We start from the raw sequence: 15,417 nt of genomic DNA on the forward strand, positions 1-15,417 counted from the left end.
ATTGGTATATACTGATAATAGACAATCTAAATTAGAAGTGACTAAGGAATTTCAAGAGTTTATAGAAAGTACTATAGAGTTTGCACTAAAAGAAGAAGAGGTAAAGTGTGAAACTCAGATATCTTTAATATTTGTTGATAATGATGAGATAAAAGATATAAATAGAGAAACAAGATCTATAGATAAGGAAACAGATGTATTAAGTTTCCCAATGATAGACTATGAAAAGGGAAAAGTATTTAAAGAGCAATATAGTAATTATGAGTTTGATGAAACTTATTTTGATGGTGAAGAGTTAGTACTTGGGGATATAGTAATATCTTTAGAAAAAGCTGTTGAACAGAGAGAAGAGTATAATCATTCCTATGATAGGGAAGCTGCTTATTTAGCAGTTCACTCTGTTTTGCATCTTCTAGGATATGATCATATGGAAGAGGATGAAAAGAAGGTCATGAGAGATAGAGAAGAGGCTATACTTAATAAATTAAATATAACAAGAGGTTAAAGGGGTGATACTATGAAGGTTAAAAATTTGGTGGATAGCTTTAATCATGCTATAAATGGTATAATTCATTCTGTAAGAACTCAAAGAAATATGAAAATTCACATGTTCGCAGCAATATGTGTTTTAGGAGCGTGTTTCTTTTATGATATTTCTAAGGTTGAGTTTCTTATATTGGCAGTAACTATAACAATGGTAATAAGTGCAGAATTAATAAATACTGCTATAGAGTATGCCATAGACTCTACCACAAATTTTTATCACCCTTTAGCTAAAATAGCTAAAAATGCTGCTGCTGGAGGAGTTTTGATAACAGCAGTTAATGCGATACTAGTTGGATATATAATATTTTGGGATAAGTTAAATAGAGCAACATTTGAGGTGGTAAACAAAATAAAAAACTCTCATCCTTATATGATATTTATTGTATTGATTATAGTGTGTATTGCGACAATAATAGTGAAGGCTATATTTGGTGAAGGAACGCCATTAAAAGGTGGTATGCCATCAGGACATAGTGCGTTAGCGTTTTCATTAGCTACAGCTATTTCTTTAATAACAGAGGAGCCTATTATAATAAGCTTAAGCTTCATAATGGCCTTTATAACAGCCCAGAGCAGGGTAGACTCAGAAGTACATTCTGTGGCAGAAGTTATCGTTGGTGCTATTTTTGGAACAGTTATGACTTTCATAATTTTTAAGCTTTTTAGTTAAAATAAGAGGAGGATTACTTATGGAGATAAATGTTGAAGAGCTGGTTTTAGCTGCTATAGAGATTAGAGAGCAAGCTTACGTTCCTTATTCAAAATTTAAGGTAGGAGCAGCTGCTTTATTTGAAGATGGAAACATATATAAAGGATGTAATATAGAGAATGCTTCTTTTGGAGCAACAAATTGTGCTGAAAGAACAGCAATATTTAATGCAGTATCAAAAGGTAATAGAAAATTAAAAGCAATAGCCGTTATAGGTGATACAGAAAAGTATACTGCACCTTGTGGTATATGCAGACAGGTAATGGCTGAATTTGCAGAAAATGAAAATATAAAAGTGATAATAGTAAAAAATTCAAAAGATTATATAATAAAAACATTAGATGAAATGTTACCAGGATCATTTACTAAAAAAGATCTTGAGATTTAGGAGGAAGAATGTTTAAATCAGGTTTTATAACTATAGTGGGAAGACCAAATGTAGGTAAGTCCACTTTAACTAACTATATTATGGGAGAGAAGCTATCAATAGTTTCTAATAAACCCCAAACAACTAGAAATAATATACAAACTATATTGACTGAGGAGGAGTATCAAATAGTGTTTGTTGATACTCCTGGAATACATAAACCAAAACATAAGTTAGGCGAATACATGGTTAACTCAGCGAAGGATTCTATAAAAGATGTAGACGTAGTGTTATTTTTAATAACTCCAGATGTAACAATTGGAAGAGGCGATAGATTCATATTAGAGTCTTTAAAAAATCAAAAAGCCCCTGTTTTTCTTGTAGTTAACAAAGTAGATGAAAACACTCATGATAAGGTTGCTGAAACTTTAGTAAACTATTCAAAAGAATTTGAGTTTGCTGAAATAATACCTATATCTGCCTTAAAGGGTAAAAACGTAGATACACTTAAAGAATTAATAGTTAAGTATTTACCAGAAGGTCCTAAGTACTATCCGGAAGATATGATTACAGATGTACAGGAAAAGTTTGTTGTAGCTGAAATTGTTAGAGAAAAAGCCTTAAAGACCCTTAGAGATGAGGTTCCACATGGTATTGCTGTAGATATAATTCAAATGAAACAAAACGACAAGGGAATGTACACAATAGAAGTAGATTTAATCTGCGAAAAAGACTCTCATAAGGGTATAATTATAGGTAAGAATGGACAGAGTTTAAAGAAGATTGGAGAAACGGCAAGATATGAAATAGAACGTTTCTTAAGAGAAAAAGTAAACTTAAAGATTTGGGTTAAAGTTAGAAAAGAGTGGAGAGATAATCCACTACTACTTAAAGATCTAGGTTATAAGAAGCTTAAGTAAGCGGGTGGAGATATGTCACTTTTTGAAACTCAAGGAGTTATTATAAAAACCCAGGATTTTAAGGAAAATGATAAATTAGTTTGGATTTTTACAGAAAAGTCTGGAAAAATTACTACAATTGCAAAAGGTGCAAAGAAAGCTAAAAGTAGACATTTTTCTATAACACTTCCTTTATGTTATGGAGAGTATATGATGTTTAGAGGTAAAAATCTTTACTCATTATCAGAAGGGAAGATTATTAATTCCTTTCAAGGGTTATTAGGTAATTTAGAAAAACTTACTTATTCATCTTATCTTTGTGAACTTATAGATATATCTTTAATAGATGGAGAAAGTAATCCAAACTTATTTAAGGATTTTGTTACTTGCTTATATTTATTAAATACCGATGCCATAGACTATGAACTTTTAGTAAGAAGCTTTGAACTTAAACTGCTTAAGTCTACAGGATATGGTTTGAACCTTAATAACTGTGCAAACTGTGGCAAAAAGATTAATACTAGTAGTTACATCAGTCTTGCAAATTATGGAGGAATATGTGGAGAATGTACGAAAGAATATAGTATTCGTATTTCTACTGTCGCTTATAATGTATTAAGGTTTCTAAATTCTTCACCAATGGATAAGGTTCATAGGGTTAATGTAAATACAGAAATTAAGGATGAGATATTTAAAGTAACATCAAGTATCTTTTCTTCAAACTATGCTAAAAAACCTAAAAGTTTAGAAATGTTAGAATATATAAAGGAGAGATAGCTGTGAGTGAAATAACATTAGAAAAAGTAGATAAAGTAAGAGAAAGAACTAATACTACTTATGCTGAGGCAAAATATGCTTTAGAACAATGCGACGGAGATGTTTTAGAAGCGATAATATATTTGGAAAATATAAAAACATCAGAAAAAGAATCTCAAAAAGAAGGAAAGTATGAAAGCTTTGAAGAATTTAAAGCTTATATCAAAGAAGTAGTTAGAAAAGGAAACGTTACAAGAATCAAAATAAAAAAAGATGATAGAACTGTGGTAGATATACCTGTAAATGCTGGAGTAGCAGCAGGGGTTATAGCTATAATGCTTCCACAATTATTAGCTATAGGAGTAGTTACGGCTATAGTTACTAAGCTTACTATTGAGATAACTAGAGAAAATGGAGAAGTTGAAGTAGTAAATAAGTATATAAAAGGGGCATATGATGATATAAAAGACAAAGCATCAGATGTTGCAGAAAGTATAAAAAGCAAAGTTTCAGAAGTGAAAAACGGAGCTTATAACAAAAGTAATACCCAAAAAAGCTCAAATGAAGAAGAAACTTTTTATACCTACACTGTTAATTTTGAAGAAGAAGAAAAAGAAACAGATTGATAAGACTGTAAAATAAAGAAAATAGAAGCAAATTAACATTAATGAGATGAAAATTAAAGAATCATGGGAATATTCAGTAAATTTAATTAATTATTCAGAAAATTTAGTATAGTAAAAGTTGTATAACATGTTATAATAATCTTGTAAATATTATAACTAATTTGAATTGTCTGAATATTCCTTGATGAAACGAGGGATAGTATGAAGTTTTCCAATAGACAAGAAGAAATCATTAGGTTGGTGAAAGAAGGACAGCCTATAACATCAGAAGCCTTAGCAGAAAAATTAGGAGTAACAAGAGCGGCAATAAGACCAGATTTATCTGTATTAACAATGATGGGAATATTAGATGCAAGACCTAAGGTAGGATATGTATATTCATCGAAGACTACAAAAAGTCGAGTTTATGATTTTATTTCCAACATAAAAGTTAAAGATATAATGTCAAAGCCAACAATTGTTTCAGAAGAGACTATGGTATATGACGCTATTGTGTATCTTTTCCTTAAGGATGTTGGAACTCTTTTTGTTGAAAACGATGGAAATTTGACGGGAGCTGTTTCTAGAAAAGACTTTCTAAGGATAGCAATTGGAGGTACAGATATACATAAGGTACCTGTAGGCGTCATAATGACAAGGATGCCTAATATAATTTATGCTAGTCCAGAGGATTCGGCGTTTGTTGTGGCAAAGAAAATAATAGAACATGAAATTGATAGCATTCCAATTATAGAAAGAGAAGCACGAGAAGATAGAGAAATAATAAAAATGGTAGGGAAGGTATCCAAAACAAATATTACGAAGCTTTTTGTAAGACTAGGAGATAGTTAATAGTGCAACTTTCGGGAAAGTCCCGTTAGTATATATAACAATAATTTTCGTATCGAACGGAGGAGTATTGAGATGGAAGAAAAGAAGTACGTGTACCTTTTTAGTGAGGGAAATGCATCAATGAAAAACCTTTTAGGGGGAAAGGGTGCTAACTTAGCGGAAATGACAACTCTAGGAATACCAGTACCACAAGGTTTTACAGTAACGACTGAAGCATGTAACAAATATTATGATGATGGTAGAGTTATAGCTAACGAAGTTATAGATGAAATTTATGAGAAAATGCATGAACTTGAAAAAATTACTGGCAAAGAATTTGGAAATGTTGAAAAACCTCTTCTTGTTTCAGTAAGATCTGGAGCAAGAGCATCAATGCCAGGTATGATGGATACAATATTAAATTTAGGGTTAAATGATGAATCTGTTGAAGCGATGGCAAAGCTTACAAACAATCCAAGATTTGCTTATGATTCATACAGAAGATTCATACAAATGTTCTCAGATGTAGTTATGGATGTTGAGAAAAGATTATTTGAAAATCTTATCGATGAGATGAAAGAAGAAAATGATGTTCATCTTGACACTGATTTAACTGCTGATGACTTAAAAGAGTTAGTAAAAAGATATAAAGCTCTTTATAAGAAAGAAAAGGGAGAAGAGTTCCCACAAGATCCTAAAGTACAGTTAATTGAATCAGTTACAGCTGTATTTAGATCATGGGATAATCCTAGAGCTATAGTTTATAGAAGACTTAATGACATTCCAGGAGCATGGGGAACTGCTGTAAATGTTCAAGAAATGGTATTTGGTAATAAAGGGGAAACTTCAGGAACAGGGGTTGCTTTCTCAAGAAACCCAGCAACAGGTGAAAACGCTATATATGGTGAGTACTTAATGAATGCACAAGGTGAAGATGTTGTTGCAGGTATTAGAACACCACTCCCAATTTCTAAATTACAAGTTCAAAATCCAGAAATATATAAACAGTTCGAAGATATTGTTAATACATTAGAAACTCACTACAAAGATATGCAAGATATGGAGATAACTATAGAAGACGGGAAATTATATTTCCTACAAACAAGAAATGGAAAGAGAACAGCTCAGGCTGCACTTAAAATAGCTGTAGATTTAGTTGAAGAAGGAATGCTTACTAAAGAAGAAGCTATATTAAAAGTTGAACCTAAGCAATTAGATTCATTACTTCATCCAAACTTTGATGAAACTGAATTAAAGAACACTGAAGTAATAGCTAAAGGATTACCAGCTTCACCAGGAGCTGCTTCAGGAAAAATAGCATTTACTGCCGAAGAAGCTAAATTAAGAGCTGAAAATGGTGAAAAGGTTATCTTAGTTAGACTAGAAACTTCACCAGAAGACATAGAAGGTATGATTGCAGCACAAGGTATACTTACAGTAAGAGGAGGAATGACTTCTCATGCTGCGGTTGTTGCAAGAGGAATGGGAACTTGCTGTGTTGCAGGTTGTGGAGCTATTAAAGTTAATGAAGCAGCTAAGACAGTAGAAGTTAATGGAAAAGTTTTAACTTCAGAAGATTGGTTGTCTATAGATGGATCAACAGGAAATGTTTATCCTACAGCATTAAAAACTGTTGCACCTGAAATATCAGGATATTTTGCAACTTTCATGGGCTGGGCTGATGAAGTTAGAAAGTTAAAAGTAAGAACTAATGCAGATACACCAAAAGATACTATGCAAGCTGTTGAGTTTGGTGCTGAAGGTGTGGGATTATGTAGAACAGAGCATATGTTCTTTGCAGAAGATAGAATAATGGCTGTTAGAGAGATGATAGTAGCTAAAAATGAAGAGCAAAGAAGAAATGCCTTAGAAAAGCTTCTTCCTATGCAAAAAGGAGACTTTGTTGGAATATATGAAGCCCTAGAAGATAGACCAGCTACTATAAGATTCCTAGATCCACCACTACATGAATTCTTACCACATTCTGATGAAGATATAGAAGCATTGGCAAAAGAAATGGGATTAACTTTTGAAGATTTAAAAGCTACAGTGGAAAGTCTTCATGAATTTAACCCAATGATGGGACATAGAGGATGCCGTTTAGCAGTTTCTTATCCAGAAATAGCTGAAATGCAAACAAGAGCAGTTATAGAAGCTGCAATTGAAGTTAAAAACAATAAGGGATACAATGTAGTTCCTGAAATAATGATTCCTCTTATAGGAGAAATAAAAGAGCTTAAGTTCGTTAAAGATGTTGTAATTAGTACTATCAAAGCAGTACTAGAAGAAACAGGAGCAGAGTTAGAATATAAAGTAGGTACTATGATAGAGATACCTAGAGCTGCAATTACTGCAGACGAAATTGCTAAAGAGGCAGAGTTCTTCTCATTTGGAACAAATGACTTAACTCAAATGACATTTGGATTCTCAAGAGATGACGCAGCTAAGTTCCTAAATGCTTACTATGAAAATAAAATATATGAGCAAGATCCATTTGCTAAGTTAGATCAAAATGGAGTTGGAACATTAGTTAAGATTGCAGTTGAAAAAGGAAGAGCAACTAGACCAGACATTAAACTTGGTATATGTGGAGAACATGGTGGAGATCCATCATCAGTTGAGTTCTGCCATAACATTGGTTTAGACTATGTTAGTTGTTCACCATTTAGAGTTCCACTAGCAAGACTTGCAGCAGCTCAAGCACAAGTTAAAAATCCAAGATAATTAAATATAAAAAGGAGGCTTCAAGTAAAATCTTGAAGCCTTTAAATTTTTATTTTATAATTTTCTTCAATTGCAGCTATTATGTCAGTTGAAAAACTAAGTTGAAAATCTGTTCTATCAACAACTTTAGATAAAAGCAAATTAAACGAATTTTTATTGCACTTTTTTATATTTTTATAGTAGTCACGTGAAAGCTTCCAATACTTTTGTGGAAATATTAGATATGCTAAAATATACTTTATATCATCTTTATTAAGTTTATTAATTGATAAATAGTTATTTATTAAAGATAAAGCTAACTCCACATTCCATTTAGTATTTTCTCTTTTTAATAGTCTTCTCAAAAGATAGGAAATATCTTTTGCTACATAATCATATCTACACTTGTCAAAATCGATAACCCAAACATAACCATCAACATTAAAAATTATATTTTTATTAACATAATCACCGTGACATAGAGATTTTGTAAGATTATCAAAGTTTACAGTAGAAAGAATCTCTAATGATGTTTTAGCTAAATATTCATTAGCATCAAAATGTTTTAAATAGGTCTTAGAAAATTTATCTTTGTATTTAAATGCATAGTTTGAACAATTAAGCATGTGAGAAAAGTGTTTCATTGTAGATATGTATAAATTATCAAAACCCTTTCTAATAGTTGCGCCGTTAATAGGGAAAAAGTTTTCTCCTTCCTTATGCATTGTTGCTAGGTTTCTTATTGAATATATAACATGTTCTAAGTTATCAAAATCACATTTCACTCCATCAACCCAAGGAGTTAATATAAATAACATGTCTTTATAAGATACATATCTTCCTTTATTTATATTTGGTATTAGGTTAGGTACTTTAATACCTTTTTGGTGATACCACTCAATTGCAGAGTACACAAAAAGAAGATCCTGTTCACTATAATAAACTTTTTTTAAACAGAAATCCCCATAAACAGAAGAAATTTTATATACAGCACGTTGTTTTGCAGTATCCTTAAATTTTACTGGAGTAATGTCGCAATCAAAAATATTATATTGTGATAAAATAAATTCCTTAATCTCGTATATACTTAGTAACTCTCTTTTTTTATCTACAGCCTCTTTTGCCATAAATACCTCCTCTTTAAAAGCTCCTATTAATATGATATTAATGAATTTATTTATTTATTCTAATGGATAATAAAATTAAAGGATAAAATAATTATATGAAATAAAATATTAAAAACTTTCATAAATAATATATAGTGATTAAAAAATGAAGGAATTTTATGATTGATATAGAATAATAATTTAAGAGGTGAATTATATGAACATTAGGGAAAAAATTGAAAGAAATGAAGAGTTGACATTGATAAAAGAAGCCTCCTTTTCTAGTAAAACATTAGGTAGGAATACTCCTGAGGAAAAGGATGTTACTAGAACTGATTATATGATAGACAGAGATAGGGTTATACATTCTAAATCTTTTAGACGTTTGAAACATAAAACGCAGGTTTATATAAAAACTTTTGGAGATCATTACAGGACTAGATTAACTCACACTTTAGAAGTAGCACAGATAGGAAGAACAATTGCAGCAGGAATTGGGTTAAATGAAATATTAGTTGAGGCTATAACTTTAGGTCATGATTTAGGTCATGTTGCTTTTGCACATAATGGAGAAGAAGTTCTTAATGAATTTTTACCAGGTGGATTTAGACATAATGAACAAAGCGTTAGAGTGGTTGAAAAATTAGAGAAAAACGGCAAGGGACTTAATTTAACAGCTGAAGTTATAGATGGGATTTTAAATCATAGTGGATTTTCAAATGGAAAAGCAAAAGCAAAAACTCTTGAAGGGCAAGTTGTGAAATATAGTGATAAGATGGCATATATTAATCATGACATAGATGATTCTATAAGAGCTAATCTTTTAAGTGAAGATATGTTGCCTAAAGAAATTATAAAGGTTTTAGGAAATACCCATGGAGAAAGAGTGGATACATTAGTTAATGATTGTATAGAAAACACATTAAAAAACATAAATGATAATAATATTAAGGTTAGTTTAAGTAAAGAAGTTGGAGATGCTATGGCTGAACTTAGGAAGTTTATGTTTAAAAATATTTATTTAGGGGATGTATTAAAGGTTGAAAGAAACAAAGCTAAGTTTGTCTTAGAGAATGTAATAGAACATTTTTATAAAAACCCACAAGAAATGCCAGAAATTTATCAGAACATAGTGAAAGCAGAAGGATTACATAGAGGAGTTGCAGATTATATAGCAGGAATGAGTGACGATTATTGTATCAATATCTTCAATAATCTTTATGTTCCAAAGTTTGTAATTTATTAAAGAATTAAGAATAATAGAAGATAATTTTTGGTAAAATAAGTGAAGCTGGAAAGAATTTTGAAAATTTTACAGGAGTATATGATTGTTTTTAACAAATAATCGTAAAAACTTCTATATTTATTAAATTTCCCAAGAAGGATTTATAAAATTTATGTCGAATATAAATATAATTGTTGAAAAAAATATCAAAGTAAGGAGGGGAACTCCTTGCAGATTCAAGAAGCATTGATAGAAAGGATAAAGCAGGAAAATGATATTGTAGAAATCATTTCTGAAACTGTAAGGCTTAAGAGATCAGGAAGAAATTATATGGGGTTATGTCCATTTCATAATGATAAGACTCCGAGTTTTTCCGTGTCTCAGGACAAACAAATTTATAAGTGTTTTAGTTGTGGAGAAGCTGGAAATGTTATTACTTTCTTAATGAAAAGTAAGAAACTAACCTTTATGGAAGCGATAAAAGTTTTAGCAGATAAAGCTAACATTCCTCTAAATTTAGAAAATGGAGAAAAAAATTCAACTGCAATTAAAAAAGAGTTGATGTATAAGATTAATACAGAGGCAGCTAGATTCTTTTTTTCTAATTTATTTAAAAGTAGAGATGTTATGAGTTACTTCCAAAATAGAGGGCTATCTTCAAAAACAATTAAAAGTTTTGGGTTAGGTTTTGCTAAAAATGATTGGAATAGTTTAAGATTTTATTTAAAATCTAAAGGTTACAATGAGGCAATACTTGAGGAAGTAGGGTTAATAATTAAATCAGAAAAAGGAAACTATTATGATAGATTTAGAAATAGAGTTGTATTTCCGGTTTTTGATTTTAAAGGTAGAGTAATAGGATTTGGAGGTAGAGTACTAGATGATTCTAAGCCCAAATATCTTAATTCTCCAGAAAGTTCAATCTTTGTTAAAGGCACTAATTTATATGGATTAAATTTTGCTATTAAAGATGGGCTTCCAGAAAGATATTTTGTAATAGTTGAAGGTTATATGGATTGTATATCCCTTCACCAACATGGAATTAAAAATGCAGTTGCATCACTAGGTACAGCGCTGACACTAAATCAAGCAAGATTATTAAAGCGATATGCAGATAAGGTTATAATATCTTACGATGCTGATGCTGCAGGACAAAATGCTACTATAAGAGGATTAGAGATTTTAAGAAGTGCAGGTTTTGATGTTAGAGTACTCACAGTTCCTAAAGGAAAAGATCCTGATGAGTATATAAGAAGTAATGGTAAAGAGGCCTTTTTAAAACTTATAGATGAATCTCTTCCACTAATTGAATATAGGTTAAAAAGAGCAAAAGAAGGAATAGATTTTACTAACAATGAGCATGTAATTTTATATGGGCAGAAAGTTACAGAAATATTAGCAGAGTTAAATCCCATAGAAAAAGATGTTTATGTTAAGAAGATTTCAGAAGAAACAGGAATAAGAGAGCAGGCATTATATGACCTACTTTCTAAAAAAGTGACAAAATTCCAAAAAGATGAAAACTTTATGAATAATAAGGAAGAAAATGGAACAAAATCATATATAGAGCCTGCTTACCTTAAGGGAGAGAGGCAACTTCTTAAACTAATGACAAAAGATGAATATTTTCAATTAATAAAAGAAAATATAAGTGAACAGGAGCTAATTTCAAAAGCTCATCAAAATATTTACCGACTCATTATAGAAGGTAAAGAAGAAAAAAAAGACCACTTGGAGGATTTTGTAGAATACAATTGCAAAGATACAAATTCTCAAAGTGAATGGATTAAGATAAGAGAATTAGAAATATTAGAGGGTAATATAGAAGCATCTATCAAAGATTATATTTATAACATAAGAAAATATAGATTAGAGAATAAAATGCATACTATAAAGAAAAAGCTAAAGGAAAGTGAAGATAAAGGGGTTTTTGAGGATTTAATTAATCTAGCGAAAGAATTAAAGAATGTTGATTTAGAACTCAAAAGATTAAAAAGAGGTTAAATGGCGTAGCGGAAGGAGGTATTTTAATGGCTGAAAAAATTACTAAAGGTAAGGATAAGGTTGAAAAGACTGAGGATTTAAAAGATAAAAGTACAAAAATGACAGTTGTTAAGAAGTTAATTGAGAAGGGTAAGAAAAGTGGAAGCATAACATACAAGGAGATAATGGATGAACTTGATGAAATAGATCTAAACCCTGAACAAATAGAAAAGATATATGAAGTATTAGAATCCATGGGAATTGAAGTTTTAGGTGATATTGGAGAAGCAGAAGTCGAAGAAGAACTTGATTTATCAATCCCAGAAGGAATTGCTATAGATGACCCTGTTAGAATGTATTTGAAAGAAATAGGTAAGGTTCCACTGCTATCTTCTGAGGAAGAAATTCAACTTGCTCAGAGAATTGAAAATGGGGATAGTTATGCTAAAAAGAAGTTAGCAGAAGCTAATTTAAGATTGGTTGTATCTATTGCCAAAAGATATGTTGGTAGAGGAATGTTATTTCTAGATTTAATTCAAGAAGGTAATTTAGGACTTATAAAAGCCGTTGAAAAATTTGATTTTACTAAAGGATTTAAGTTTTCAACATATGCTACTTGGTGGATAAGGCAGGCTATAACAAGAGCTATAGCAGACCAAGCAAGAACAATAAGAATACCAGTTCATATGGTTGAAACTATAAATAAACTTATAAGAGTTCAAAGACAACTATTACAAGAACTTGGAAGAGATCCTTTCCCAGAAGAAATATCTAAGGTTATGGATTTGCCTGTAGATAAGGTTAGAGAGATTCAAAAGATAGCTCAAGAACCAGTTTCATTAGAAACTCCTATAGGAGAAGAAGAAGATTCACATCTTGGAGACTTTATTCCAGATGATGATGCTCCAGCACCAGCAGAGCAGGCAGCATTTACAATGCTTAAAGAACAATTGATTAATGTATTAGATACACTAACTCCTAGAGAAGAAAAAGTTTTAAGACTAAGATTTGGTTTAGATGATGGAAGAGCTAGAACTCTAGAGGAAGTTGGAAAAGAGTTTAATGTAACTAGAGAAAGAATAAGACAGATAGAAGCTAAAGCTTTAAGAAAGCTAAGACATCCTAGCAGAAGCAAAAAGTTAAAAGATTATTTAGATTAGTTATTAGCACCTTTTTAGGTGCTAATTTTTATATCCTATGCTATAATGATTTTTGAGGTGATTTTAATGGAAGAATTTAAGCCTAAAAAAGGCTTAGCATTATTGGAAATTATAATGTATATAGTAGTTGCTAATGGGCTGTATTTAGCAGTAAATAGCTTTGTAAATTCTTACATAGAATTAACATTACTGCAGCTTTTAGTTATTTTATTTAATATATATTGTATTTACTATTTATTAATCACACTAACTTTGAAGTATCAGATAGAAAATAATATAGTAATAATAAATTCGTTAATGGGTATAAGAAAAATAAAAATATACTTAGATGATATTGATGGATACAATGTTAGTACAGGTCCTATAAAAGGGTTTAAACTTTCGGGGTTTGGAAGAGATAGGTATGGATTTGGTAATTATGTTGTTGATAAAGTTGGGGTTACCCATATGTTTGCATCCTCTAATAGTGAAGTAATATACTTACATTCATCAGAGATGAGTTATGGAATATCACCAATAGACGCTGAGAAATTTAAGAATATAATAGAAGAAAAAGATATAGAATTACAGGAATTTGAAACTAAAGTAAACAAAAACAGAAGATTATATAAAGATAAAAAGTTATTTGTTCCATTTATATTAACTACAGTAATAATCTTTTATATAATCTTAAATCCATTTATATTATATTTAAAACAAGCATTGCCAGCATCAATGCCACTAAGCTTTGATGGTAAATTTAAACCCATAGTAATGGGAACTGGTAAAAACTTTGCCTTTAAACAAATGTCATATGGAGTTTTAAATATGATTATTCTATTTTGCATGTATTATGCTTCACATTTTAATGCAAAATATGATAAGAGATCTGCATATAAATTTATATATATAGCTTTAGCTATAGCCTTAGCATTTCTCTTGTTTCAAATTAAGATATTAAATGTCTATCTATAGAACGGAGTAATTATGGAGTTAAGCAAAAGATTAATGTGTATAGTGAATAACATGGATAAGTGTGAAAGTGTGATTGATGTTGGAACAGACCATGGATATATTCCTATTTATGCAGTTAAAAATAAAATATGCACTAAAGCGATTGCTTCAGACATAAACAAGGGGCCAAAAGAGAAGGCAGAAAGCAATGTTAGGTTTGAGGGTGTTTCTGATAAGATTCAATGTAGATTAGGTGCAGGTTTGGCCACTGTAAGATTAGGAGAAGTTGAAGCTGCTATTATTGCTGGAATGGGCGGTAATTTAATAAGAGATATTATTGTACAAGACATAAAGAAGGTACAAAAATTTAAATATATGATTCTACAACCAGCTCAAAATGCAGAAATCTTAAGAGAGTTTTTATATAAAGGTCCTTTTGAGATTTTAAAAGAAGATTTAGTTATAGATGAAAATATATTTTATGAGGTTTTTAAAGTAAAGTACAATAAAAATAAAATAGATGAAGTAAAAGTTAAGGAAGATTCCTTTTATTATGAAGTTAGCACAAGACTTATAGAGGATAAACATCCATTGATTAAAGATTTTATAGAAAATAAACTTGATAGATACAAAACTATTCTTTCTTTTATAAAAGATGATACTGAAAGTGCTGTTAAAAGAAAAGAAGAAATAACAGCTAAAATAAAAAGATTAAAGGAGCTAATAATATGAAGTTAGAACAAATAATTAATATTATGGAAAAGATAGCTCCACCTATATTGAAAGAAGACTATGATAATGTTGGGCTTATGGTTGGAGATAAAACATCAGATATTAAGAAGGTGTTAATAGCATTAGATTGTACACTAGATGTAATAGAAGAAGCTAAAGCACATACTGTGGATCTAATTATTACTCATCATCCATTAATTTTTAGAAAACCATCTACCATAACTACAGATACTTTGATGGGTAAAAAAATAATTAATCTTATAAAAAATAATATAAATCTCTATTCAAGTCACACAAACTTTGATTCTGTTAAAGAAGGTTTAAATGATAAAATAGTTGAACTTCTTGGATTTTCAGCTAAGTCCATATTAGAACCAACAAAAGTTAAAGGTTTTGATGAGAGTGGGATAGGAAGATTTGTGGAATTAGAAGAAGTAATAACATTAGATGAGTTAATAGATAGAGTTAAAACCTCTTTAAATATTAGTAATTTGAGATATGTTCCATCTGGAAATGATAGAATTAAAAAGATAGCTATAATAAATGGAAGCGGTCAAGATTTTTTCTCTATAGCTTATAATAATGGGGCAGACTGCGTAATCACAGGTGATACTACTTATCATTATGCAAGTGATTATAAAGAAATGGGATTAAATATTCTTGATATAGGACACTTTGGAAGCGAGTGGCCAGTGTTTATGGAACTATCTAAGAAAATTACAAAAGACATTAAATCAGTTGAAGATGTTGAAATTTTAATATCGAAAAAATCAGAAGATCCATATAGATTTATATAGAGTTGATATAATAAGAGCTAGAGATAGCTTTTATTTTTTTGTAATAGAGTATTTAGTTGAATAAG

Annotated in this window: 15 protein-coding genes; 14 read left to right on the forward strand and 1 reads right to left on the reverse strand. The window is 30.3% G+C overall.

The window, feature by feature from the left end; all coding sequences use genetic code 11:
- Position 1 precedes the first annotated feature (1 nt).
- The 8 genes from ybeY (at position 2) to ppdK (ending at position 7,437) form a co-directional block, all read left to right on the forward strand.
- Entirely contained in the window at positions 2 to 505 is a 504-nt protein-coding gene (gene ybeY / locus BUA92_RS08960; protein WP_073018788.1) for an rRNA maturation RNase YbeY, read from the forward strand.
- A 12-nt stretch (positions 506 to 517) separates the two neighbouring features.
- Entirely contained in the window at positions 518 to 1,216 is a 699-nt protein-coding gene (locus tag BUA92_RS08965; RefSeq protein WP_073018790.1) for a diacylglycerol kinase, read from the forward strand.
- 19 nt (positions 1,217 to 1,235) lie between these two features.
- Positions 1,236 to 1,643, forward strand: coding sequence for a cytidine deaminase (locus BUA92_RS08970; protein ID WP_073018792.1), 408 nt, complete (start codon positions 1,236 to 1,238; stop codon positions 1,641 to 1,643).
- Positions 1,644 to 1,651: 8 nt separating this feature from the next.
- Entirely contained in the window at positions 1,652 to 2,542 is an 891-nt protein-coding gene (gene era, locus BUA92_RS08975; RefSeq protein WP_073018794.1) for a GTPase Era, read from the forward strand.
- A 12-nt stretch (positions 2,543 to 2,554) separates the two neighbouring features.
- Positions 2,555 to 3,298, forward strand: coding sequence for a DNA repair protein RecO (gene recO / locus BUA92_RS08980; RefSeq protein WP_073018796.1), 744 nt, complete (start codon positions 2,555 to 2,557; stop codon positions 3,296 to 3,298).
- Positions 3,299 to 3,300: 2 nt separating this feature from the next.
- Positions 3,301 to 3,903: a DUF4342 domain-containing protein gene (locus BUA92_RS08985; RefSeq protein WP_073018799.1), complete on the forward strand. Its 603-nt coding sequence runs from the start codon at positions 3,301 to 3,303 to the stop codon at positions 3,901 to 3,903.
- 201 nt (positions 3,904 to 4,104) lie between these two features.
- On the forward strand, positions 4,105 to 4,734 hold the full coding sequence (ccpN, locus tag BUA92_RS08990; protein ID WP_073018800.1) for a transcriptional regulator CcpN: 630 nt from the start codon (positions 4,105 to 4,107) through the stop codon (positions 4,732 to 4,734).
- A gap of 72 nt (positions 4,735 to 4,806) precedes the next feature.
- Positions 4,807 to 7,437, forward strand: a complete 2,631-nt coding sequence (ppdK, locus tag BUA92_RS08995) for a pyruvate, phosphate dikinase (protein WP_073018802.1) — start codon at positions 4,807 to 4,809, stop codon at positions 7,435 to 7,437.
- Between the two features lie 41 nt (positions 7,438 to 7,478).
- Here the strand turns inward: ppdK and BUA92_RS09000 are convergent, their stop codons facing one another.
- Positions 7,479 to 8,543, reverse strand: a complete 1,065-nt coding sequence (locus BUA92_RS09000; RefSeq protein ID WP_073018804.1) for a CotS family spore coat protein — start codon at positions 8,541 to 8,543, stop codon at positions 7,479 to 7,481.
- A gap of 196 nt (positions 8,544 to 8,739) precedes the next feature.
- Here BUA92_RS09000 and BUA92_RS09005 point away from each other — a divergent pair, with 196 nt between their 5' ends.
- The 6 genes from BUA92_RS09005 (at position 8,740) to BUA92_RS09030 (ending at position 15,352) form a co-directional block, all read left to right on the forward strand.
- A complete protein-coding gene (locus tag BUA92_RS09005; protein ID WP_073018816.1) occupies positions 8,740 to 9,768 on the forward strand; it encodes a deoxyguanosinetriphosphate triphosphohydrolase in 1,029 nt (342 codons plus the stop codon).
- A 207-nt stretch (positions 9,769 to 9,975) separates the two neighbouring features.
- A complete protein-coding gene (gene dnaG / locus BUA92_RS09010; protein WP_073018819.1) occupies positions 9,976 to 11,751 on the forward strand; it encodes a DNA primase in 1,776 nt (591 codons plus the stop codon).
- A 26-nt stretch (positions 11,752 to 11,777) separates the two neighbouring features.
- A complete protein-coding gene (gene rpoD, locus BUA92_RS09015; protein ID WP_073018821.1) occupies positions 11,778 to 12,890 on the forward strand; it encodes an RNA polymerase sigma factor RpoD in 1,113 nt (370 codons plus the stop codon).
- 66 nt (positions 12,891 to 12,956) lie between these two features.
- Positions 12,957 to 13,844, forward strand: a complete 888-nt coding sequence (locus tag BUA92_RS09020) for a PH domain-containing protein (protein WP_073018823.1) — start codon at positions 12,957 to 12,959, stop codon at positions 13,842 to 13,844.
- A gap of 12 nt (positions 13,845 to 13,856) precedes the next feature.
- Positions 13,857 to 14,555 (forward strand): tRNA (adenine(22)-N(1))-methyltransferase, encoded by a 699-nt coding sequence (locus tag BUA92_RS09025; RefSeq protein WP_073018825.1) that lies wholly within the window; start codon positions 13,857 to 13,859, stop codon positions 14,553 to 14,555.
- On the forward strand, positions 14,552 to 15,352 hold the full coding sequence (locus BUA92_RS09030; RefSeq protein WP_073018827.1) for a Nif3-like dinuclear metal center hexameric protein: 801 nt from the start codon (positions 14,552 to 14,554) through the stop codon (positions 15,350 to 15,352). The genes BUA92_RS09025 and BUA92_RS09030 overlap by 4 nt, the downstream gene beginning before the upstream one ends.
- The last annotated feature ends 65 nt before the right edge of the window (positions 15,353 to 15,417 follow it).

This window comes from Clostridium intestinale DSM 6191, assembly GCF_900130055.1.
Classification (GTDB): domain Bacteria; phylum Bacillota; class Clostridia; order Clostridiales; family Clostridiaceae; genus Clostridium_T; species Clostridium_T intestinale.